This window comes from Paramaledivibacter caminithermalis DSM 15212, from assembly GCF_900142245.1.
Classification (GTDB): domain Bacteria; phylum Bacillota; class Clostridia; order Peptostreptococcales; family Caminicellaceae; genus Paramaledivibacter; species Paramaledivibacter caminithermalis.
In genome coordinates this window covers 38,278-59,546 of sequence record NZ_FRAG01000004.1, presented here as the reverse complement: position 1 = coordinate 59,546, position 21,269 = coordinate 38,278, and the positions used below count along the sequence as shown (strand labels likewise).

Sequence of the window (21,269 nt, the reverse complement as noted above, 5' to 3'; positions counted from 1 at the left end):
AATTCTATTCTATTCCATAAATTACCGCCATAAATCTAATTAATTTACTTTCAATTAACATCGACCGACCTATTTGAACATCTACATTTGACACCTTAATATCCCTGTCTGTTTCAGTAACATTTCCTTTGCTTTTAAGGGTAAGTATCAAATCATATCTATCAGGTATAATGCTATATATAACATTACCTTCTGTATCCGTTGTCTGTATTTGGGAATTGGCTACTTCCTTCTTCACAACCTCACCTAAAATGCTACCTGTTTCGACGTCTCTAAACACATCTCCTTCCTTTACGCTATTTACAGAAATTTCTTTAATTCCTTTAATATAGTAGGTAAGTAAAATTTCTTTATTAGATTGAGATTGTAAAAGCTCCTTTGCATTTTCATCATTGTCTAAAACAAAAAATTTTCCTGCCAATAATGCAACAATTAAGAGTACCATCAAATCTAGATAGTTTATTAATCCAAATATTCTTCCTTTTTCATCGATTATTTTCACTTTCCTACACTCCTTTTAGCAGCTTATTATATATTTCTATAGTTCTTTCAGTCATTGATTTAATTGAAAATTGATCTATAACAATCCTTCTACCAAGTTGTCCTAACCTATCTCTCTTTTCTTTGTTACAAGAATCTAGTATAGTTAATATCTCTTTTTTAAGCTTATCTACAGTTAATTCTTCACTGGACGTTCTGCCAGTAAAATTATTTAATATTGCAGCTTCCATATTGTTTTCCGTCAATAAACCCATATAGCCCTCTCCACCTGCTAATATCACAGGTTTTTCACAAGCCATAGCTTCTAAAGCAGACCTTGACACACAAATAGCTAAGTCTGCTATTGATAAAATTTCAGGAATATCTGTTCTTTTTCCCAGAATATGAATAAAATCACTATTGCACTCTTCATTTATTTTATAAGCATATTCAGATATTTCCTTAAAATCATCTCCATCACCAGCAATAATAATTTCTACTTTTTCCATATCCTTGTATAATTCTTTTCCAGCTTCAATAACCATTTTAACTAATGTTGCTAAAGGTCCTGAGATTCTACTTATATATGCAATCTTCATAGTATCCTTTTTAAGTTTTAACTCGCTTTTTAGGTTTAAAGCATTTATATTTGGATTAAATTTATTAATATCTATTCCATTGGGTATTATAGTTATTGTTTTGGGATCTGCATTAAATTTATCTATTAGATGATTCTTGATATCTTCACTTATAGATATAACTTCTTTCCCCAAAAATGTAGTATGTTTGTAAATTAAAGAAGCTTTAAATTTTGCATGAACCGTAGTCATAAATGGAATATTTTCCATTAAAGAAACAATTTTGCTATTTAAAGCTGGAATCCTTCCATGGGCATGGATAATATCAATTTTTTCTTTTCTAATAGCATATTTTAATGTTTGTATTGATGTGAAAATACTCCTAAAATCCTTTTTATTTAAAGGTGCTTTATAATGAGGAATATTTTCTTCTATCAATTCTTTTACATAAATACCTCCAGCAGAAACTATTACTGGCCCATACCCCATTTTTTTTAATTCCTTTGCTAACCCAACAACATGTGTTTCTGCTCCTCCAATATCTAAAGCCATTGAAGCTAATAAAACATTCATTCATATCATCCTCTTTAGTTATTTCTTTTATAGAAATTTAAGTAAAGACTTTAATTTATACATGTCCAAAACGCCCAGAAACGCTGGGTATTTGCACATTTATAAATTAAGTTTTACTATTTAAATCCTATATATTAGCAAGTATTAGACATCCTTAATTTATACTTCTTTATATACCCTATAGATACTTAAATTCATTCCAACTATAAGCCAGAATACTAAAATTATTTTGGGATTAAAAAACACATGTTCTGCCATTCCATGTACTAATATGGCACATAAAGAAGCTATATAAGAAGCTGTAGAAATTTTTATAAATTTATCTTCACCATTTATAATCGAATTAATTCCCATTTTAAATATAAACAATACTAGTAGCAAGAACACAATAACACCTACAATACCAAGTTCTATCGCTATTTGTAAATAGGTATTATGGGTATGATATGGTGACATGGTCTTTATATAAAAAGGAGAAATTTTTCTAAATGCAATATAACCAACTCCAATACCTGAAAACCAGTAATCCTTTAAAATATCAATAGCCATATTCCATACATTAAAACGATAAAAATTAGAACTGTCTTGCAAGCTCCCGATTGTGCTAATTCTGTTAAGTACAGAATCGGGCATTAAAAATAAAGATCCAATACCTACAGGGATAAAAAGTGCGAGTTTTTTAAAATCAGTCAACAAAATGAACACAATTATGCTAAAAGCAAATCCAATCCAACTACCTCTTGAATATGTTAATAAATCGCATACAAAAATAATCAAGGCACCTATGGAAAAGCAAATTTTAGTAAATTTATTTTTACTATAAAGGATTAAACCAATAGATATTGGCAATACCATTATTAAATACTCTGCTAAAAGGTTTGGATTCTCAAAGGTTGCAAAAACTCTTATTTTAATATCCGGATTTTGAGAAACATCAATCCAACCGCTTCCCATGGGAACACCATGAAAAAATTGATAAAATCCATAAATAGAAACTATTACTGCAGTCAATGTGAAAACTACACTTAATAGGTATATCTCTTTTTTACTTTTCTTACTATGTATTAGTACAAATACTATGCCAATTGAAACTAAATGAATAGCAAAGTCTCTAAGGCTGCCTTTAGGAGTAATAGATAAAAAAGTGTTTATTGCAATAATAATAGCAAATAGAAATATAAAGAAATTTGCTGGTGTAAACTTAAATTTAAAGCTATCTGTCCTTATAAAGTCAATACAATATGAAGCAATTACAACTATCCCAATTAGCAATGTATTTACATCTGAAACAAATGGAATGCTTAAAATATATAAAATCATACCATATGTAGGTTTTTTAATTATCACTCTTAGAATGATTAAAGCCATAATAAACTTTACAGTTTCTAAAACTCCAAAAAAATAGGCTATAGTTCCTATACTTAAACCTATCCCAAGACCAATCCATCTATACCTTGAAGAAGCCTTCTCTTCATTCATAAATATCACTCCTCAGCTATATAGGCAAAAACGTCCAATAACGCATTTTTAGTTATAATTTCTTGGTTCCATGTTGCAAGTTTTCAAGTATTATCTTAGAAATCTAGATGAATTTTATAATTTTATTAATATAATTGTTAAAAAATTCTTCTTATTTTACTCGAATTCAAAAAAACTATCTACTATTTTTTTAATAAGGCTATTTTTATATAGATTATATATATCCATAAAGTATATATTTGTTGCTAAAATAAGAATTACTGCACTTATATATAATTGAAAAACATAAATATTTTTATTAATAAAGCCAAATAAATTAAAGGCTAAAACTGTACCAATAATCGCAAATGTAATTAATTCCATTATGCTTCGTTTGTTGTCCTTTTTAATATTGGCTTCAATTTTTAAAGCAATGCTTCCTTGTACCCCTTTGCAATATAATGGATGTAATAGTTTTAAAATTCTTTGTATTATATCCTCTGTTCTCTTTATTAGTGAAAATTCAAAAAACTTGAGATAACTGCTCTTTTCTTTGGTTAATAATCTATAAATCATACTATTAATAAAAATATTTCTAATATCTATAGAAATTTTATTTAACATTTTCCTTGTAAAGCTAAATTTATAGTAATGCTTAGTAATCTCAAGAATCTTCCTAAAAAATCTCACAATTATACTATGCTGCACAATATCAACTCCTAAATTAGACAATAAAACTAAAAGTTATATCTAATATTCTATATTTGAAACCTTGCAATCAAATACATACATATTTGACTTTAATCTTATTTCAGATCCAATATATATGGGTTTTGTAGCAATTAAAATCCCATCTTCATCAATAAAAGCCATTGAATTAAGCTTAATCTGTCCATCAAAAGATTCTGGTATCTCCTTATATTCTACTTTGCCATCCTTATTTATAACTAATTCTTGATGGGGTTTTATATTTTTTCCAATCACTCTACCAAATTCAGTACCTCTAACTGAATCAAATAAGATATCTCCTTCTTTTATAGCATCAACAAGCCCTTTAGTTTCTTCTTCAAATTCTATAGTAACACTTATCTGTTTTTGATCTTCAATGGACATATTTTTTAAACTGCTAAGCTTATATGCTCCCCCTGCTATTAAAATACCAATGAATAATATTACAGTTAAATCTATTATATTAATCATTCCAAATAATTTTCCTTTAGAATCAATAAACATTATACTTATTCCTCCTTAATTTAAAGCATCTAAAAAAAAATAGAAAGTTTTATTTGTTATACACCCTTTTATAAATAGGCTATTGAATAGTGTATGCACCCTTTATCATAACATATGAATCAACTGTTACTGAGGCTCCTCTTCCATCATTTCTTGGAATTATCAGTAGATGATTAAGGGGTATTTCTACTCCTTCAGTAAGGTCTACTCCAGTTGTAACATCTGAAAGACCTCCGTTCTGACTAGCTATAACTGCTGCCTTTCCAGAACGCCAAATTACTTCGCTACTTTCCCCAAACATTATTGTGCTTCCAGCCTTTACAAAAACAACTCGATATTTATCCTGGGATTCTGCTGTAGATGTATTATTCAATTGTTCAACCTTAGCTTTAAGCTCCTGCAATTGAGAATTCATTCCCACCGAACTGTTATTTATAGTTTCAATATTTTGATTTATGTAATATTTAATTTGCTCTATTCTCTTTTCAACATAACTAAGGGTTACTATAGGATCATCTTCAGAACCTGGTCCCATAAGCCCCACTCCATTGATTATAGAAAAACTTCCAACTAAAATAGTTACAGTAAAGAATATTAATGAGAAATTTTTTATTCTTTTTATATTCATACTTTTCCTCCTAATTATATTATTTAGATATATGATTTGGTTATTATTTCGTCCATTTACATTTTAACATAAATACTTCAAATAAATATATTACAAATTTATTATTATAGGAATTTAAGTAAAGACTTTAATTTATGTTGGACAAAGGCGCCCGTAGGGCTCATTTTAGTTACAAGTTCCAAGCTGCAAGTACTAGAGTCTTTCTAATAAGTTTTAAAAGAAAATAATTTACACCAGTATTTTACTGGTAATAGTTTTAATTTTCATTCTAGTCCTCTATTTTACTCTGTTTTAGCTATGCAATTTCTTACAAAAAAAGTTTAAGTTCCTTAGCAACAAGAAAAAGACAAACCCTTTATTATTCTAGAATAATAAAGGGTTGCTATCTAAATCCTCCAAATTTTATTTTAAACCATAAAATCTATTTATGTATATGTTTCTATTTTATAATTCAATAAGCCCTAGGCTTATCATTAAACTTTCATTGACTTTATTCATCATGTCCTCATCAAGTTTACAGATTTTTTCAATAAATCTTCTTTTATCTATAGTTCTAACTTGTTCTAAGAGTATTACAGAATCCTTTGGCAATCCATATTGCTTTCCATTTATCTCAACATGGGTAGGTAGCTTGGCTTTATTAATCTGCGAAGTTATTGCAGCAATAATCACTGTGGGACTATATTTATTTCCTATATCATTTTGAATTACAAGTACTGGTCGCACACCTCCCTGTTCTGAACCAATAACTGGACTTAGGTCTGCGTAAAATACATCTCCTCTTCGAATTATCAATCTACTCACACTCCGCAGCAAGCTCTTCTTCATATTTTTTAAGACAACTAAAATCTACATCCATACCCATCTCTGCATAGATCAAATTTATAGGTGCCATATCTTTATATCCATTTTTCATATATTCCCTCATTTCCATTCTTTTTCTCTCCCTCAAATAGGCTTTCATGGCCTCTCTTATAAATTCACTTCTATTTCTCTTTTCTAACTTTACTATGTAGTCAACTTCTTCGAGTAGTGCGTCTGGGACGTATACCATTATCCTCTTTTTTTGGGCCATATTGCACCTCCAGGAGAAATTTAAATAAGATTTATAAAAACTATGTAATCTTTTATAAACTAAATTATAAATGGAAACAATTGTTCATATGATGTTCATAGATATCAATATTATATACTATTTAATATAAGTGTGTCAATCTATTCAAGGTTTTATACAAATAAACTATAAATTCATATTTTATAATTTTTTTAAATTACCCCCTTAGTTTATTTCACTATAACTATATAAAGGGATTAAATAATTTTTCCCTTAAAGTTTCAAAAGGTAATCGCAAATATCAACTATCTGATTATTTTTTACATACACCCTAGGAACTCTTTTGCTTATCATACATACTATTTCATAGTTAATTGTATCTACACCTTTGGCTACTTCATCAATACTTATGGAATTATTGCCATTACTACCAAATAATATAACAATATCTCCTCTGTTAACATCAATTCCTGTAACATCAATCATACATTGGTCCATACATATTCTCCCAACTACAGGTACCTTTTTATCCTTCACTAAGACCTTGGCCTTGCCGCTCAGTAGCCTTGTATATCCATCTGCATACCCTATAGGTAATGTTGCAATTTTTGTCGGTTTATCTGTTTTATATATCAATCCATAACTAATCCCGATTCCTGCTTCAACCTCTTTAACATGTGATATCTTTACCTTTAGAGACATAACCTCTTTTAAGTTTACCCTGTTTTTATCTACTTCATCAGAGGGATATAATCCATATAGCATAATACCTGCTCTAACCATATTATAGTTCAAATCTGGTAAATCTATTATTGCAGCACTATTTGATACATGTTTTATTGGAATATTAATATCTTCTTTTTCGATTTCATCACATATGAACTTGAATTTTCGTGCTTGTTCATACGTAAATTCTTTTTCCACTTCATCTGCAACAGCAAAATGAGTAAACATTCCTTCGACTACCATATTTGGTAATTTGTTAATTTTTTTTATTGTTTCAACAGTTTCTTTAGTAGGTTTCATTCCTAATCGGCTCATCCCAGTATCAATTTTTATATGAACTTTAACTTCTTTATTCAACTGTCTAGCTTTTTTAGAATATATAGCGGCTTGATCATATGTATAGATAGTTTGGATTATATTATTTTTTATAACGATATCTGCACTTTCACTAGGAGTATAACCTAATATAAGAATTGGAATATCTTCATAGCTTTTTCTAAGCTGTATAGCCTCCGACAAAGTTGCTACCGCAAATCTATCAGCCCCATTTTCAAGTAAAGTCTTACCTATCTGTACAGCTCCATGTCCGTATCCATCTGCTTTAATTACTGCTGTAATCATTGTACCGTCTTTAACAACTCTTTTAACTTCTCTCATATTATGTGCTAAGTTATCAAGATTGATTTCTGCCCACACTGGTCTTAATTCATTCATCCTTTGCATATTATCCCTCCAATTGTCATAAAACTTATTCTATTGTAAATATTTTATCATCTATATCTTCATTATATCGAAAATTTAGATATTTTACATCTATTCTTACTTTATTATTTACATCTAAAACTTGAAGCATGACAGGATAATACTTTTTTATATCAAACCAAAGTATCTCTTTATTGAAGTACGGATGATTTCCTGGAATATCAGTTTGTAGTAATATGTATTCTTTATCATCTATAATCTTTCTATTTACCTTTGCAGTTTCTGTATTTATGAAATTATGTATAAAATAACCTATAAAAATTTTCTGCTCCCTTGAAGATGAGAAATTCTCCATTAGCCAATCCTGACCTATCCTAGGATGACAAATCCATGCTCTTTTCCCATTGTATATAGTTGTTTTGCCTTTTAAACTCTCTGGATTTTCTATCTCTATTCTATACTTATCGGGAGCCGCAAACCAATGGCGAGCAGTATACTTTTGAGGATTTTTATTCCCATATACTGTAATATTAGCAGTACATGTATAAGTATCTAAACTAACTATCTTCTTTTGAGCTTCATAAAACAATTCTTCATCTGTTTTTTCACTACATCCAGCAAACAGCAAAATGATGAAAATAATTGTTATAAATAGCTTATTGTTCAAAGATACCTCCTCCAAGAATACAGGCGTGTGATAACGCATCTTTAGGTTAAGATTAAGATTAAGAATTATAGTCATTCTTTTAGTCCTTAATAAATATTAAGCAACAAAAAATTTTCTATAATCTATATGATAATAACTAAAGCTTATAAATCATTATAGTCTTTTATTTAATTTTACGTTTTAACCTAATAAATATGCCTTAAAATATTACTTCTAGTTATAATTCCTACTAGCTTATCCTCTTCATTTACCACAGGTACTCTATTTATTTTTTTATCTAATAAAATATTAACTATCTCTTGTACCTCAGTGTCTTCTTTTACAGTTATAACATCTTTAACCATAACATCCTTAACTTGATATGCGGTCATTTTCTTAATTTCCTTCTCCAGTTTTTTAAAGCTTTCTAAAAAAATGATACCATCCAAAATAGGAATAAAAGCTGGTAAGTGTAAGCTTTTTTCAGGATATATTAAGTCCGACTCACTAACTATTCCTACAACCTTATCTTCTTCATCAGTAACAGGAACCCCACTAATCTTATTGTTAAGTAAGATTTGAACAATATATTCTACATTATCTTCAGCTTTAACAGATATAACATCCCTATTCATAATATCTCTAGCTTTCATATTTTATCTCCCTTCGTCTTTTCCACAATATCTTTTATGGTATATGCAATACATTCAACCATATCTCCTGCTAATAATCCATATTCTCCTTTATCACGGGCAACCCTATCTCCTGTAACTCCATGGATATATACCCCTGTTACAGCAGCCTCTAGAGGATCTAAGCCTTGAGCAACAAGCCCAGTTATGATACCCGTAAGTACATCTCCGCTTCCAGCAGTAGCCATGCCTGGATTTCCTTTTATATTTATAAACACTTCTCCCTCAGGTGAAGCTATTATAGTACTTGCTCCCTTTAAAACAACTATGACTCCCCAATTTTGTGAAAAGTCCCTTGCAACTTTAATTAAATTTTCTTGTATTTCTTCTATCTCTATCCCTGTTAATCTTGACATTTCACCTATATGGGGTGTAATAATTATTTTTGTCTTTTTTTCAGAGAGCCATTCAATATTTTTTGATAAACCATTTAATCCATCCGCATCTAATATTATGGGAACTTCTACATTGGCTATTACTTGCTTTATTATCTCAGAAACCTCAGCTGTATTTCCACATCCTGGACCAATAGTCAACACGCTTGCTTCTTTTGTGTCGCTTATAATTCTATCAATATGGTTTATTCCTATTACACCTTTTCTAATTTCCCTAAGTGGAACGGTAATAATTTCTGGTATACTTGTTTTAACTATATGATTTAAGCTTTCCCCTATATATAGTCTAAGCAGCCCTAGACCAGTTCTCAGAGCTGACTTGCATGTCAAAATGGCTGCTCCAGTCATTCCTGATGAGCCAGCAATTATATTGGCCTTACCATAATTTCCTTTATGGGTATTCTTCCTTCTCGATGGTAAATTATATTTTATAATGCCTAAATCTATTAAATTATGGCTTAATTCAATATTTTCAATAATTTTATTGGGTATACCTATATTCTTAATTATAAGTTTACCATTATATTCTGCTCCAGGATAAATTAAATTACCACACTTTGGCAGAGCAAAAGTGATGGTTTTATTAGCTCTTATGGCTGCTTTATATACTTTACCATCGTTTCCTCCTATTCCTGATGGAATATCAACAGCAAAAGTGTATTTGCTATATCTATTAATAATATTAATAATCCTTTCTCTTATACCTTGAACATCTTTATTTAGTCCTGTACCAAACAGTGCATCAATAACTATAGGATAATCAATAACAGTCTCCTTTAGCTTCATAAGATCATCATCACTTATAATCTCCCTTATATCAACACCCATGTTAATAATTATATTGAGATTTATTAACGAATCTCCTTTAATGCCCTTCATATCTCCTACAATAAAAACTTTTACTTTAAATCCCTTATCGTACAAATGCCTTGCTATAACAAAGCCATCTCCGCCATTATTGCCTCTACCGCATACTACAGTAAAATTTGCATTAAACCCAAACTCCTTAATTATTTCATCAACCACAGATTTTCCTGCATTCTCCATGAGCACAACTCCAGGTATTCCGTACTTTTCTATAGCAATTCTATCAATCATTTTCATTTCATCACTCAAAGCTACTTTCAAATTATCACCACCTAAATTTGAGATTAAGATTAAGGCTCAGATTGAGGTTCTCACATTATTGAATTTCTCTGTTGTCTTCTATGCCTATAGCTTGAGCCACTGCATATTGTCTGCAATGGGATATTGATAATTCAATATTTGATATCCCTTTTTCCTCGGCTATTTCTTTAGCCTTACCATATAAAATAACCATCGGTTTTCCCAGTTTATCTCTAATTATTTCTACATCTGTCCATTTAAATCCTCTAATTCCCGTTCCAAAAGTCTTTACAACAGCTTCTTTAGCAGCAAAGTTTCCTGCAATAGTATATATATTATTGTTTATACTTTTAAAGTACACTATTTCATTTTTTGTGAAAATTCTTTTAACAAATCTTTGATTTTTTACTGCTTTACTTATTCTCTCTATTTCGATAATATCTATTCCTGTTCCTTTAATCATCTATATTTTCTCCTTTATTAATTAACTTATTGTGCTAGTTTTTGCTATGGAAATTTTAATACTAGCATAGCTGATTAATTATTTAAATTATACCCAATTAATCAAATAAAAAAAACCTCCAGAAATATAGTTTCTTGAAGGCATTTACCATGTATCATAAAAATTTTCTATCTAATTTATCCGTTTCTTCATGTCCTAATGTACCATGTAAGTATAAGTAAAGATCATTAATCCTATTTTCTTTTGTGAATTTTTCCTCCCACATTTCTCCTAATTTTTTCCTTATATCCTTAATTTCTTTGTCTAAATAACTAACTCTCTTTCTACCCTCAATAATATCTTCATATGAAATAGCTATAGTTTCTTTAAGTAATTCTAAATTAGTATCATATATTTCTTTGGGCAGCATTTCCAATCGAAACTGTAATTCATCTATTCTGTCATTGACCTCTAATATCTTATTTCTTGTATTTTCAAGTGCATCTAAAGCAGCCGTATTATTATTAGAATTGGCTTCATCTGAAAGTTTAAGGATTTTATTCATTAACATTTTTTTCTCTTTATTTGCTTCCTTTAACAATTTAGTGATTTCCTTTTCTTCACTAATCAATTTCTCTAATTTATCTGATAATCTTTTCATATTCTTTGTGGAATTTTCATTAAATAATTTACGCCAATGCTTATCTTTAATTAGAATAGGTATTTTATTTCTTTTAATTATTTTTTCATCAATTTGTATTTCTCTTAACATATATGCTATCTCTCCTACAATTTTGTTAGTTCATACTTATACTCCCATCTACATTTTCGTCAAATTAGTCAAACATCTTTAGTCCTCATATAAGATAAATATAATGTATGAATATATCATAGATATTTGTAAAAATTATATGTAGTGACCAATAATTCAAGCCATATTTAAACATGAAAGGAGTTTTATTATGAAACCTTTGGTACCAGATAGAGTATATTTTGAGCCTTTAGCCCTAGAATATCCCTTAAATCAAAAAACATATAATTATTGTGAAAAGAATAATATTGAAATACTAAATACTACATCACATAATCAAGTCAGGGATATGCTTGGTAAAAATGAAAAGGCTAAATTTGCTGCTGCAAAGAAAACACTGATAGTAGGAACGGACAAAGGCACCCGTAGGGTGCGTTTTAAGTTCCAAGTTGCAAGTACTAGAAGCTTTATAATAAGTTTTAAAAGAAAACAATTTGTACCAATATTTTACTGGTAATAGTTTTAATTTTCCTTCTAGCTCTCTATTTTACTTTGTTTTAGCTATGCAATTTCTTGCAAAAAATGTTTCAGTTCCTATACAATAAAACAAGTCCCTATCCACACTGTATAATATGCGTCTAAGGACTTATCATCTTATATATTCTATTTTATTTCTTCCCTATATTGCCTTGCCTCTGCTTTAGAACAAAGTACAAAATGTTCTGGAGTTATTTCACGAAGCTCTGGTTTTTCTGATCCATAGTTATGGACACTTGGGTCATAGAATATACGCTTTCTATTTCTTTCATAACTAGGATCTGGAAGTGGTATCGCTGAAAGTAGAGATTTTGTATAAGGATGAAGAGGGTTTTTATACAAGTCTTTAGACCTTGCACATTCCACTAGCTTACCAAAATACATAACACCTATTCTATCTGAGAAATATTTAACTACCGATAAATCATGGGCAATGAATAATATAGTAAGTCCTAGCTTTTTCTGTAATCTATTTAAAAGATTAAGAATCTGCGCCTGTATGGATACATCAAGAGCTGATATTGGCTCATCAGCTATAACAAGATCAGGCTTTACTATAAGGGCTCTTGCTATCCCTATACGCTGTCTTTGTCCACCTGAGAATTCATGGGGATAGCGACCAGCATGCTCTTTTGTAAGACCTACTGTTTCAAGTATATCATAAATCATCTCCATCATTTCATCTTCTGATTTACACATATTATTTATTTTAAGTCCTTCTCCTATAATCTCTTTAACAGTCATCCTAGGATTTAGCGAAGCAATAGGGTCTTGGAATATCATCTGTATCCCACGAGTTACTTCTCTAAGCTGTTGTTTAGATAGCTTTCCTGATATCAACTTTCCATTGAAGTAAACTTCTCCTCCTGTTGGGTCATAAAGCCTTATTATGGAACGTCCAGTTGTGGTTTTCCCACAGCCTGACTCTCCAACAAGCCCAAAGGTTTCTCCTTTATATATATTAAAGCTAATATCATCTACAGCTTTTACAGTTATCTTGTTCTTTCCCCTTCCACTAGTAAAGTATTGTTTTAAATTTTTCACCTCTAAAACTGGTGTATTATTTGTATTGCCCATTATTTTTCACCTGCCCTTCTCTTCTGTCTTTCTATACGTTTCTTAAGAATTTTTGGCATTTCAACCTTAGGTGCATCTGGATGAAGTAGCCATGTAGCAGCATAATGAGTATCACTAACCTTATACATAGGAGGCTGCTTTTCAAAGTCTATTCTCATAGCATATTTGTTTCTAGCTGCAAATGCATCTCCCTTTGGTGGATGAACCATATTAGGAGGAGCTCCTGCTATAGCAAAAAGTTCATCCTTATCATCGGTATCCATATCAGGCATAGATGCAAGCAGACTCCATGTATATGGATGCTTTGGATTATAAAATATCTCATCGGTTGTACCATATTCGACTATTTTACCTGCGTACATAACTGCTATACGATCAGCAACATTGGCAACCACACCTAAGTCGTGGGTAATAAATATAACAGATAAGTCACGATTTTTTTGCATATCTTTTATAAGTTCAAGTATTTGTGCTTGTATAGTAACATCAAGTGCTGTTGTAGGTTCATCGCAAATAAGAATCTCAGGGTCACAAGCAAGGGCTATTGCTATAACTATTCTTTGTCTCATTCCACCTGAAAATTGAAATGGGTATTGATTATATCTTTTTTCAGCCTCGGGAATTCCTACAGCCTTCATTAATCCTATAGCCTTTTCCTTTGCTTCTTGTTTACTAACTCCATACTTTAGTCTAAGGGTCTCTGTTATTTGTTTACCTATTTTCATAACTGGATCAAGGGATGACATAGGGTCTTGGAATATCATGGATATTTCTGTCCCCCTTATCATATTGTAATTCTTTTCAGTATATTTCATTAAATCATCATCTTTATAAAGAATTTGACCTGACTCTTTATTTGCATTTTTTGCGAGTATCCCCATTATAGTTTTTGTTGTTACAGATTTACCCGAACCCGATTCCCCAACTATAGCTAAAGTTTCACCTTTATACAAATCAAAATTCACACCACGAACAGCATGAACCTTTCCAGAAAAAGTATTAAAAGTTATATATAAATCTTTAACCTGCAATATTTTTTCTTGATTTTTCATATCATAATCCCCCCATTTCTATTCTTGTCCTCTTAAAGTTGGGTCAAAGGCATCTCTTAGACCATTACCGAATAAGTTAAATGAAATCATTAAAATAGAAATTACTATAGCAGGAAATAAAATCAAATGAGGGTAGTTAAGTAATTCTTTTTGCCCTTCTGCTAATAAAACTCCAATCGATGGTTCTGGTGCTTGAATCCCCAAACCTAAATAAGCTAAGAAAGATTCACTAAATATAGCTACAGGCACAGCAAAGGTAACACTTGTTATAATAGGTCCAATGGCATTTGGAAGAATATGTCTAAATATAAGTCTACTATCGGTTGCCCCTAAGGTTCTAGATGCTAAAACATATTCCTGACCTTTATATTTATAAAACTGTGCTCTTATAAGATAGTTCATCCCTACCCAACCTGTTAACACTAAGGACAAAGCTATAGGAACAATTCCAGCACCCATATAAAGCAGGAATAGTATAATGATTACGAATCTAGGTATAGATATAAGTATCTCTACAATCCTCTGCATTACAACATCAATCATTCCACCATAATAGCCTGAAATAGAACCATAGACAACTCCTATAACAAGGTTAACTGTAACTGCTAGTAGTGCTATAGCAAACGATATCCTAGTTCCTCTCCAAAGCCTTGTCCATTGATCTCTTCCAAGATAATCAGTACCAAACCAAAAATATTTATCTTCTACACCCTTATATTTGTACATATTCACTCTAGCTACAACCATCTCAGTTCCACGTTCTTCATATTCTCTAACTACTTTAACTATAGAATCCTTATATTTAGTTTCAAGACTAGTCTTCCTAAGATTTCTTTCTATAGAACCATCAAAAATACCTAATTTCTCAATGCCAGGAATCCTAGGTGGCATAAAAGTAAGCTTTGGATTTTGTTCTCTAAAGCTATACTCATTCATTGCAGGCCCAAAAATAGAAAAAAATGCTATTATAGCTATGAATATAAAAGCCACTAAAGAACCCTTATTCTTTCTAAATCTCATAAATGCATCTTTAAAGAACCCAATAGCTTCTCCTTCAAATTTTTGATCCTTTATATCTTCCTCAAGCTGTACAAACTCAAAATCTCTTTCTGTTAGCTTTATATCCTTTTCATTCTTCATTACTTCCTACCTCCAATACGAATACGAGGATCTATTATTCCATATGATAAGTCAACAATTAACACCGTCATAAGACTTATTACTGAATAAAAACAAAGAAGTCCTATAGTCAAAGTATGATCCTTGGCATTTATAGCATTTATCAATACTCCCCCCATACCTGGTATGGCAAATATCTTTTCTATTACTAACGATCCAAATAATATACTTGTAAATATTGGTATAATGATATTTGCAAGTGGTACAAAGGAGTTGCGCATAGCATGTCTTATTGTTGCCTGCAACTGAGTAAGACCCTTGGACTTTGCTAAAAGCATATACTCTGAATTAAGTGCCTCGCAAAGCTCAGATCTAACATATCTTGTTATAGTAGCTATCCCTGAAAATGATAAGGCTAATATTGGAAGAATCATAGATTTAAATCTAGCCCAATTTAATACTTGTTCTTTAGAAAGTACCGTAGGAAGCAAGTTCCATTTAAATGCAACAATATATTGAAGTCCTGAAGCAAAAACAAAGGATGGCACTGAAATAAATAGAACAACCACTACAGAAATTAAATGGTCTGATATTCTATTCTTTCTAATAGCGGCTATTATCCCTAGTATAATTCCAATAGGAATCATAAATAACATCGCAAACAAATTAAGCTGCATAGTAATTGGAATCTTGGAAGCTAAAATCTCCCCTACAGTACGTTTTGGTTCTACCTTCAGTGATACTCCAAAATCTAGTTTTACGGCATCCTTTAAAAAGTATCCATACTGAATAATTAAAGGCTCATTAAGATGGTATTTATCTTCTAGTTGCTCAACTACTTCCCTAGGTAAAGTAGGATCATCAGCAAAGCTCCCAGGCATTAATCTTAGTATAAAAAAGGATATACTTATGATTATAAAAAAGGTAATAGCCATCGCTATTAACCTTTGGACTATATATCTTAACATATCAAACTACTCCTCCCAGTGACAAATAATAAACATGTATGACTTAAGAACATACCAAATTAACCTCAGTCTGACAATTAAATTTATCAGACTTTATATATACTATCAGTCCAAGCTTTCGTTAGCCAAACTAAGTTGTATTTTCATAGTAGAGTGCTTACAGTAATAATACTACTGTAAGCACTATTCTTAATAATAGCTCATTATTATTCTTCTAATGGCTCTATATCAGCTTGTAAAACTTGATATAAACCTCCAGCTGGGAAATATTTTCCATTTGCTGAATGTAGCTTCACTCTGTCTGAGAACATAATTGGTATATTTACCTCTACTAAAGGGATAATTGGCAAATCATTCATAACCATTTTTTCCATATCTCTTAAAGCATTTATTCTTCCTTCTTTATCATAAATCAAATCTCCTGTTTTAGCTCTTTCATAAAGTTTATCAAACTCAGGATTCCTATAGGTGTTATATTTTCTACCTGGATCACTAATAAAGAACTCCATCATTCCCCATGGTTCAAACCTCGAACCGCTCCAAAATGCGAAGCCAGTTTGATAATCTCCCTTCTCTACATTATCATATGATACTTGCCATGGAATAGCCTTCAATTGTACATCTATTCTATCAGCACCAAATAGATTCTCATATGCTTCTTCCATATACTCAGAAATCTTTTTAACGTTTTCATTTGTATCAAAGTAAGCTATTTCAAAGTTTATCTTCTTGCTACCATTTGCTTTATATGCTTTATCAAAATACTCCTTAGCTTTATCAGCATTGAATACTTCTGTATAAGCTTCAACTTCTTTCCCTTGAGGTGTTGATCTATATGACTCTCCTGTTTTAAAATCTGCTATGTACGAGCTAGGTAGATAGTAATTTGCAGGTTTTCCTGTTCTATATATGTCCTTGGCAATAACATTTCTGTTTATACCGTAATGAAGTGCTTTTCTAAAATCTAGATTTTGTAATGCTGGATTATCTTTACTTTCTGTATTAAGGATTATAAACATAGCAGTGGTAGCTGGTGTAAAATCTACCCTTGGGTCCTCCTCGTACTTGTCATATTTAGCTCCGAGAAGCTTAACATAATCAAGCTCTCCTTTTTCAAATAACTGAAGTATAGTTTCGTTATCTTCTATAGCTCTTATTTCAACTCTATCTACTTTATAAACAGAAGCTAAAGGTGAATCTGGGTTCTTTTCAAAGTTTCTATATTGATCCCTTACCCATTCCTTTAATATATATGGTCCACCAGTAGATTTAGGAATCTTGTCAAAATCTGTTCCGTATTTTGTTTCAGTCTTTTCTTCATTCATAAGGGATGTATACATTTCTACATGCACAGGTGAAGTAGTTGGAAAGATAAATGCATCTAAGATAGTTGTTTCAGGAACCGCACTCTCAAGTGTAATCTCGAGTGTATAATCATCAATAGCCTTTATACCTACTTCTTCCCACTTAGCTTCTCCGTCCCAGTATTTTTTAGCATTTACAACAAACATATCTTTATAAAAAACAGTTGAATTTGGGTTCTTAAGCTTTGGATCTAAAAGTAGTTTATATGATTCTTCATATGTTTTAGCATTGATAATTGTCCCGTCATCGAATTTTAAGCCTTCTCTGATTTTAAATGTCCATACTTTACCATCTTCGCTTCTCTCTGGAAATGCTTTTGCATGATTAGGAAATATCTCATATCCATCTCCAGCTTCATTCATTACGATTCTTAGTAAAGTACCATTAAAAAGGAGCATAGACTCTCTTTCAGGTACAGTTTTATAAATATGGGGATTAAAAGTTGCTACCTTTGAATCTGCAAATCTAAATACCCTTGACCCCTTTGGTGCTTCTTTGTTTTCTTCCACTTTTTTTTCTTCTTGATTTGCTTTTGGTGTCTTAGCTCCTTGTTTTGCACATCCTGCAAAAACAACTGCAACCATAGAAATTGCAAGTAATAAAGCTAAAATTTTCTTAAAACGCTTCATAAATAGACCCTCCTTAAAAAATTTTTAATTTTAGCATTAATAAAAAACACCCTTATAATGTTAACACTGTCTTTTTTTACATTAGCAAAAAATTAATATTTCCCTAAAATTACAGTTACAGAAAAATTTTTTGCTAAATTATTAACATTCGACTATTATATTCTAGGGCTCAAAGTTATTATACAATATTTTTTTGATATATCATATATTTTTTTTATAAAAGTTTTTATGTATTGTTAATATTTTGATCAACCTTTCCATTTTTCTTTCATCCCCATTAAAAAATATATAAAAATTAATTCATTTACATGCTTCAAAAAATTATAGTCATTGTTTTTTTTTTGTAAAGATTATATAATTATGATTTAAGAGGTGGTCTTCATGAAAATATTAAGCTTAATAACAATAGTATTTACCTTAACCTATCTTATTGCTAGTAAGGTTTCATTACTTTTATTTAAACTCTCAAACGCTTTTTTTATTTTAGGAATTACTTATCTAATCATTGCTTTGATTATGCACGTAAAAAACGTTGGGTTATTTAAGCTTATTAGGTATAATAATTATAAGAAAAAGCAAAAACTCTTAATTGAAAAAGGTTTTGAGGATAAGGATTCCTTAATGGAGCCTTATGAATTCTTTAACAAGGATAATTCTAATAAATGGAATAATTCAATATTCTATATTTTTTCTATTCCTTTACTTTGTATATCTGTATTACTTGCTTTTATTGGAAAATAACAGAAAACAAAATGTATAATATGATGCCCTTTGCCTTTATATTTTTATATTGAAAATTTGCATTAAAAAAGGAATCTTCCTTTATTTTCCAGATTCCTTTTTCATCAATGCTTCCCTTTTTCACTCTATTTTTTCTTAAGCTTTACTTTTCTACCTTTATCTCTAGTAGCCTTTCTTTCTATATTTTTTTTCTTTTTCTTACCCTTAGATTTCTTACCAGTTGCTGGTTCAATATTTATCTTATTACCCTTTATAGTATTTTTACTCATTATGGAAAGAACTTCATCTGCATATTCTTCAGGTATTTCTACAAAGGTATAATTTTCATGTATATCTATATCTCCAATTCTTTTTCCTGAAATACTAGTTTCTCCAGCTATCGCCCCAACAACATCTTGAGGTCTAATCTTTTTGTTTTTCCCTATATTTATAAACATCCTAACCATGCCTTCTTCTTTAGCATTAGTTCCTTTATATGGTTTATCAGGTTTTATATCTACTTCTTTAGCATACTTCATTTCAAGCTCCATCTTTAAAAGGGCTGCCGCAACCTCAATAGCTGAGAAATCATCTTCTATTAAATCATCTAAAACCTTGATATATTTTTCAAGCTTGCCCTCATTAATTTTTTTCTTAAGTTTTTCAAGGAAAATACTTGTCTTTATTGTCTCTATATCACTAATAGTAGGTATTGGATGCTTCTTTATTTTCTTTTTTGTATACTTCATAATGTTTCTTAATAAATAGAAATCTCTTCCTGTTACAAATGTAAAAGCACTGCCAGTTCTACCTGCACGCCCTGTTCTTCCTATTCTATGAACATAGTATTCTTCATGGGTTGGCATATCATAATTAAATACAGATTCTACATCATCGATATCTAATCCCCTAGCAGCAACATCAGTAGCAACCAATATCTCCACATCTCCACGTTTAAATTTATCCATAACTTGTATTCTTTTAGACTGTTTCATATCTCCATGGATTTTATCTGTCGCATAGCCTCTAGATTGTAAAAGATCAGTAATATCATCTACCTTTCTTTTTGTATTACAAAATACTAAGGAAAGCTTAGGGCTATACATATCTATTAATCTTGTCAATACTTCAAGCTTATCCTTTTCCCTAACTTCAAGATATAGTTGGTTTATATTTGGAGTAGTAAGTTCCTTATGAACTACCTTTACTATCTCAGGGTTTTTTTGATATTTATGTATTATTTCCATAATAGGCTTTGGCATTGTAGCTGAGAATAAAAGAGTTTGCCTTTCCTCCCCTACACTTTCCAATATAGTTTCGATATCTTCTCTAAATCCCATATTGAGCATTTCATCGGCTTCATCTAGTATCATCATTTTTAGATTCTCTAGTTTTAATGTCTTTCTTCTCATATGATCCATAACTCTACCTGGTGTCCCAATTACAATTTGAACTCCCCTTTTAAGCCCCTTAATCTGTCTATCAATAGGCTGTCCACCAAAGATTGGAAGTGTTCTAATACCCCTTTTATACTTCGCTATTTTAGCAAGCTCCTCTGCCACTTGAACAGCTAGCTCTCTAGTAGGGCAAAGTATCAATGCTTGGGTTTCTTTTTTATCAGAATCCACCATATCTATGGCTGGTATTGCAAAGGCTGCTGTTTTGCCAGTCCCTGTTTGAGCCTGTCCGACTACATCCTTCCCTTGTAGCACCAAGGGAATTGCCATGGTTTGAATAGGTGTAGCCTCTTCAAAACCCATATCTTTCACTGCTTTTTTAATTTCTTCTGAGCAATTAAGCTCTTCAAATCTAATTTTATCCATTTTACCATTCCTTTTCTTAATATTTTGCTTTCCCATTCTTATGTGATTATTGCTTACCACATAGTTATTAGAAATAAATGAAAAAGATAAGGAAATGTTTTAGCCAATTTCGCCTTAAAAACTTAATTGTAACTAGAAAAAATTTATTGTATTAAAGCTCATTTACGCTCTTTTTCATTTATTAAGCCCTTTATTGATGTTTCTTCTTATAGGAATTTAAGTAAAAACTTTAATTTATACATATCAAAAATTCCCAAAAGCTCTGGATATTTTGATATACATAAATTAAGTTTTACTATGGGAAATCTATAAACAAAGCAACTTTTTCTATTATACTATTTATTTTGTGTTTTTACTATTTTTTTCTGAATCTTAATCATATTTATTTTTCCCCTTTGGATAAATTTAATACTTTACAAACTTTACTTATATGCTATAATAAATGAAGAAATTGCATAATACATTTATAAAATTTTTAAATGCAAAATGTAATAGAAAGAGTCAATAAAGCTAT

General features: G+C 30.6%; 22 protein-coding genes. 2 read left to right on the top strand and 20 right to left on the bottom strand.

Features of this window, described 5'->3' with window-relative positions:
- Positions 1-4: 4 nt before the first annotated feature.
- From BUB36_RS02510 to BUB36_RS02445, 14 genes are all read right to left on the bottom strand, one after another.
- Positions 5-502 (bottom strand): DUF4330 domain-containing protein, encoded by a 498-nt coding sequence (locus tag BUB36_RS02510; RefSeq protein WP_073146815.1) that lies wholly within the window; start codon positions 500-502, stop codon positions 5-7.
- 4 nt (positions 503-506) lie between these two features.
- Positions 507-1,631: a glycosyltransferase gene (locus BUB36_RS02505; protein WP_073146814.1), complete on the bottom strand. Its 1,125-nt coding sequence runs from the start codon at positions 1,629-1,631 to the stop codon at positions 507-509.
- A 159-nt stretch (positions 1,632-1,790) separates the two neighbouring features.
- On the bottom strand, positions 1,791-3,110 hold the full coding sequence (locus tag BUB36_RS02500) for an O-antigen ligase family protein (protein ID WP_073146813.1): 1,320 nt from the start codon (positions 3,108-3,110) through the stop codon (positions 1,791-1,793).
- Between the two features lie 156 nt (positions 3,111-3,266).
- Positions 3,267-3,797, bottom strand: a complete 531-nt coding sequence (locus BUB36_RS02495; protein ID WP_073146812.1) for a hypothetical protein — start codon at positions 3,795-3,797, stop codon at positions 3,267-3,269.
- Between the two features lie 42 nt (positions 3,798-3,839).
- The gene (locus BUB36_RS02490) at positions 3,840-4,322 is read right to left on the bottom strand and encodes a DUF4330 domain-containing protein (protein ID WP_073146811.1); all 483 of its coding nucleotides are present in this window, start codon (positions 4,320-4,322) and stop codon (positions 3,840-3,842) included.
- Between the two features lie 79 nt (positions 4,323-4,401).
- Positions 4,402-4,950 carry a hypothetical protein gene (locus BUB36_RS02485; RefSeq protein WP_073146810.1) on the bottom strand — a complete coding sequence of 183 codons (549 nt, stop codon included), beginning with the start codon at positions 4,948-4,950 and terminating at the stop codon, positions 4,402-4,404.
- Positions 4,951-5,394: 444 nt separating this feature from the next.
- The gene (locus BUB36_RS02480) at positions 5,395-5,778 is read right to left on the bottom strand and encodes a type II toxin-antitoxin system PemK/MazF family toxin (protein ID WP_456299437.1); all 384 of its coding nucleotides are present in this window, start codon (positions 5,776-5,778) and stop codon (positions 5,395-5,397) included.
- Entirely contained in the window at positions 5,747-6,025 is a 279-nt protein-coding gene (locus BUB36_RS02475) for a CopG family ribbon-helix-helix protein (RefSeq protein WP_073146808.1), read from the bottom strand. The genes BUB36_RS02480 and BUB36_RS02475 overlap by 32 nt, the downstream gene beginning before the upstream one ends.
- Positions 6,026-6,277: 252 nt before the next feature.
- Positions 6,278-7,453, bottom strand: a complete 1,176-nt coding sequence (gene alr / locus BUB36_RS02470) for an alanine racemase (protein WP_106406465.1) — start codon at positions 7,451-7,453, stop codon at positions 6,278-6,280.
- 25 nt (positions 7,454-7,478) lie between these two features.
- Positions 7,479-8,099, bottom strand: coding sequence for a LolA family protein (locus BUB36_RS02465; RefSeq protein WP_073146807.1), 621 nt, complete (start codon positions 8,097-8,099; stop codon positions 7,479-7,481).
- 185 nt (positions 8,100-8,284) lie between these two features.
- Positions 8,285-8,731, bottom strand: coding sequence for a CBS domain-containing protein (locus BUB36_RS02460; RefSeq protein WP_073146806.1), 447 nt, complete (start codon positions 8,729-8,731; stop codon positions 8,285-8,287).
- Entirely contained in the window at positions 8,728-10,293 is a 1,566-nt protein-coding gene (locus BUB36_RS02455; protein WP_073146805.1) for a bifunctional ADP-dependent NAD(P)H-hydrate dehydratase/NAD(P)H-hydrate epimerase, read from the bottom strand. Before BUB36_RS02455 ends, BUB36_RS02460 begins: the two co-directional genes overlap by 4 nt.
- A 55-nt stretch (positions 10,294-10,348) precedes the next feature.
- Positions 10,349-10,735: a holo-ACP synthase gene (gene acpS / locus BUB36_RS02450; protein WP_073146804.1), complete on the bottom strand. Its 387-nt coding sequence runs from the start codon at positions 10,733-10,735 to the stop codon at positions 10,349-10,351.
- Positions 10,736-10,889: 154 nt separating this feature from the next.
- Positions 10,890-11,486: a coiled-coil domain-containing protein gene (locus BUB36_RS02445; RefSeq protein ID WP_073146803.1), complete on the bottom strand. Its 597-nt coding sequence runs from the start codon at positions 11,484-11,486 to the stop codon at positions 10,890-10,892.
- Between the two features lie 190 nt (positions 11,487-11,676).
- Here BUB36_RS02445 and BUB36_RS02440 point away from each other — a divergent pair, with 190 nt between their 5' ends.
- Positions 11,677-11,982: a spore photoproduct lyase family protein gene (locus BUB36_RS02440; RefSeq protein ID WP_073146802.1), complete on the top strand. Its 306-nt coding sequence runs from the start codon at positions 11,677-11,679 to the stop codon at positions 11,980-11,982.
- Positions 11,983-12,128: 146 nt separating this feature from the next.
- Here the strand turns inward: BUB36_RS02440 and BUB36_RS02435 are convergent, their stop codons facing one another.
- The 5 genes from BUB36_RS02435 to BUB36_RS02415 all read right to left on the bottom strand — a co-directional run bounded on the left by BUB36_RS02435 (position 12,129) and on the right by BUB36_RS02415 (position 18,212).
- The gene (locus BUB36_RS02435; protein ID WP_073146801.1) at positions 12,129-13,079 is read right to left on the bottom strand and encodes an ABC transporter ATP-binding protein; all 951 of its coding nucleotides are present in this window, start codon (positions 13,077-13,079) and stop codon (positions 12,129-12,131) included.
- Positions 13,079-14,131, bottom strand: a complete 1,053-nt coding sequence (locus BUB36_RS02430) for an ABC transporter ATP-binding protein (protein ID WP_073146800.1) — start codon at positions 14,129-14,131, stop codon at positions 13,079-13,081. Before BUB36_RS02430 ends, BUB36_RS02435 begins: the two co-directional genes overlap by 1 nt.
- Before the next feature lie 18 nt (positions 14,132-14,149).
- The gene (locus BUB36_RS02425) at positions 14,150-15,271 is read right to left on the bottom strand and encodes an ABC transporter permease (RefSeq protein ID WP_073146799.1); all 1,122 of its coding nucleotides are present in this window, start codon (positions 15,269-15,271) and stop codon (positions 14,150-14,152) included.
- Entirely contained in the window at positions 15,271-16,218 is a 948-nt protein-coding gene (locus BUB36_RS02420; protein WP_073146798.1) for an ABC transporter permease, read from the bottom strand. Before BUB36_RS02420 ends, BUB36_RS02425 begins: the two co-directional genes overlap by 1 nt.
- Before the next feature lie 206 nt (positions 16,219-16,424).
- Positions 16,425-18,212, bottom strand: a complete 1,788-nt coding sequence (locus BUB36_RS02415) for a peptide ABC transporter substrate-binding protein (protein WP_073146797.1) — start codon at positions 18,210-18,212, stop codon at positions 16,425-16,427.
- Positions 18,213-18,593: 381 nt separating this feature from the next.
- Here BUB36_RS02415 and BUB36_RS02410 point away from each other — a divergent pair, with 381 nt between their 5' ends.
- Positions 18,594-18,953, top strand: a complete 360-nt coding sequence (locus BUB36_RS02410; protein ID WP_073146796.1) for a DUF3899 domain-containing protein — start codon at positions 18,594-18,596, stop codon at positions 18,951-18,953.
- A gap of 125 nt (positions 18,954-19,078) precedes the next feature.
- Here BUB36_RS02410 and BUB36_RS02405 read toward each other — a convergent pair whose 3' ends face one another.
- Complete coding sequence (locus BUB36_RS02405; RefSeq protein WP_084111617.1) at positions 19,079-20,755, bottom strand: DEAD/DEAH box helicase; 1,677 nt, start codon at positions 20,753-20,755, stop codon at positions 19,079-19,081.
- Between the last annotated feature and the right edge of the window lie 514 nt (positions 20,756-21,269).

Bases quoted from the DNA above. Each gene is read 5' to 3' on its own strand.
- BUB36_RS02430 (WP_073146800.1), bottom strand. From the start codon at position 14,131: ATGAAAAATCAAGAAAAAATATTGCAGGTTAAAGATTTATATATAACT.
- BUB36_RS02460 (WP_073146806.1), bottom strand. From the start codon at position 8,731: ATGAAAGCTAGAGATATTATGAATAGGGATGTTATATCTGTTAAAGCT.
- BUB36_RS02405 (WP_084111617.1), bottom strand. From the start codon at position 20,755: ATGGATAAAATTAGATTTGAAGAGCTTAATTGCTCAGAAGAAATTAAA.
- BUB36_RS02435 (WP_073146801.1), bottom strand. From the start codon at position 13,079: ATGGGCAATACAAATAATACACCAGTTTTAGAGGTGAAAAATTTAAAA.
- BUB36_RS02480 (WP_456299437.1), bottom strand. From the start codon at position 5,778: ATGAAGAAGAGCTTGCTGCGGAGTGTGAGTAGATTGATAATTCGAAGA.
- BUB36_RS02445 (WP_073146803.1), bottom strand. From the start codon at position 11,486: ATGTTAAGAGAAATACAAATTGATGAAAAAATAATTAAAAGAAATAAA.
- BUB36_RS02420 (WP_073146798.1), bottom strand. From the start codon at position 16,218: ATGTTAAGATATATAGTCCAAAGGTTAATAGCGATGGCTATTACCTTT.
- alr (WP_106406465.1), bottom strand. From the start codon at position 7,453: ATGCAAAGGATGAATGAATTAAGACCAGTGTGGGCAGAAATCAATCTT.
- acpS (WP_073146804.1), bottom strand. From the start codon at position 10,735: ATGATTAAAGGAACAGGAATAGATATTATCGAAATAGAGAGAATAAGT.
- BUB36_RS02490 (WP_073146811.1), bottom strand. From the start codon at position 4,322: ATGTTTATTGATTCTAAAGGAAAATTATTTGGAATGATTAATATAATA.
- BUB36_RS02500 (WP_073146813.1), bottom strand. From the start codon at position 3,110: ATGAATGAAGAGAAGGCTTCTTCAAGGTATAGATGGATTGGTCTTGGG.
- BUB36_RS02425 (WP_073146799.1), bottom strand. From the start codon at position 15,271: ATGAAGAATGAAAAGGATATAAAGCTAACAGAAAGAGATTTTGAGTTT.
- BUB36_RS02505 (WP_073146814.1), bottom strand. From the start codon at position 1,631: ATGAATGTTTTATTAGCTTCAATGGCTTTAGATATTGGAGGAGCAGAA.
- BUB36_RS02440 (WP_073146802.1), top strand. From the start codon at position 11,677: ATGAAACCTTTGGTACCAGATAGAGTATATTTTGAGCCTTTAGCCCTA.
- BUB36_RS02475 (WP_073146808.1), bottom strand. From the start codon at position 6,025: ATGGCCCAAAAAAAGAGGATAATGGTATACGTCCCAGACGCACTACTC.
- BUB36_RS02415 (WP_073146797.1), bottom strand. From the start codon at position 18,212: ATGAAGCGTTTTAAGAAAATTTTAGCTTTATTACTTGCAATTTCTATG.
- BUB36_RS02485 (WP_073146810.1), bottom strand. From the start codon at position 4,950: ATGAATATAAAAAGAATAAAAAATTTCTCATTAATATTCTTTACTGTA.
- BUB36_RS02410 (WP_073146796.1), top strand. From the start codon at position 18,594: ATGAAAATATTAAGCTTAATAACAATAGTATTTACCTTAACCTATCTT.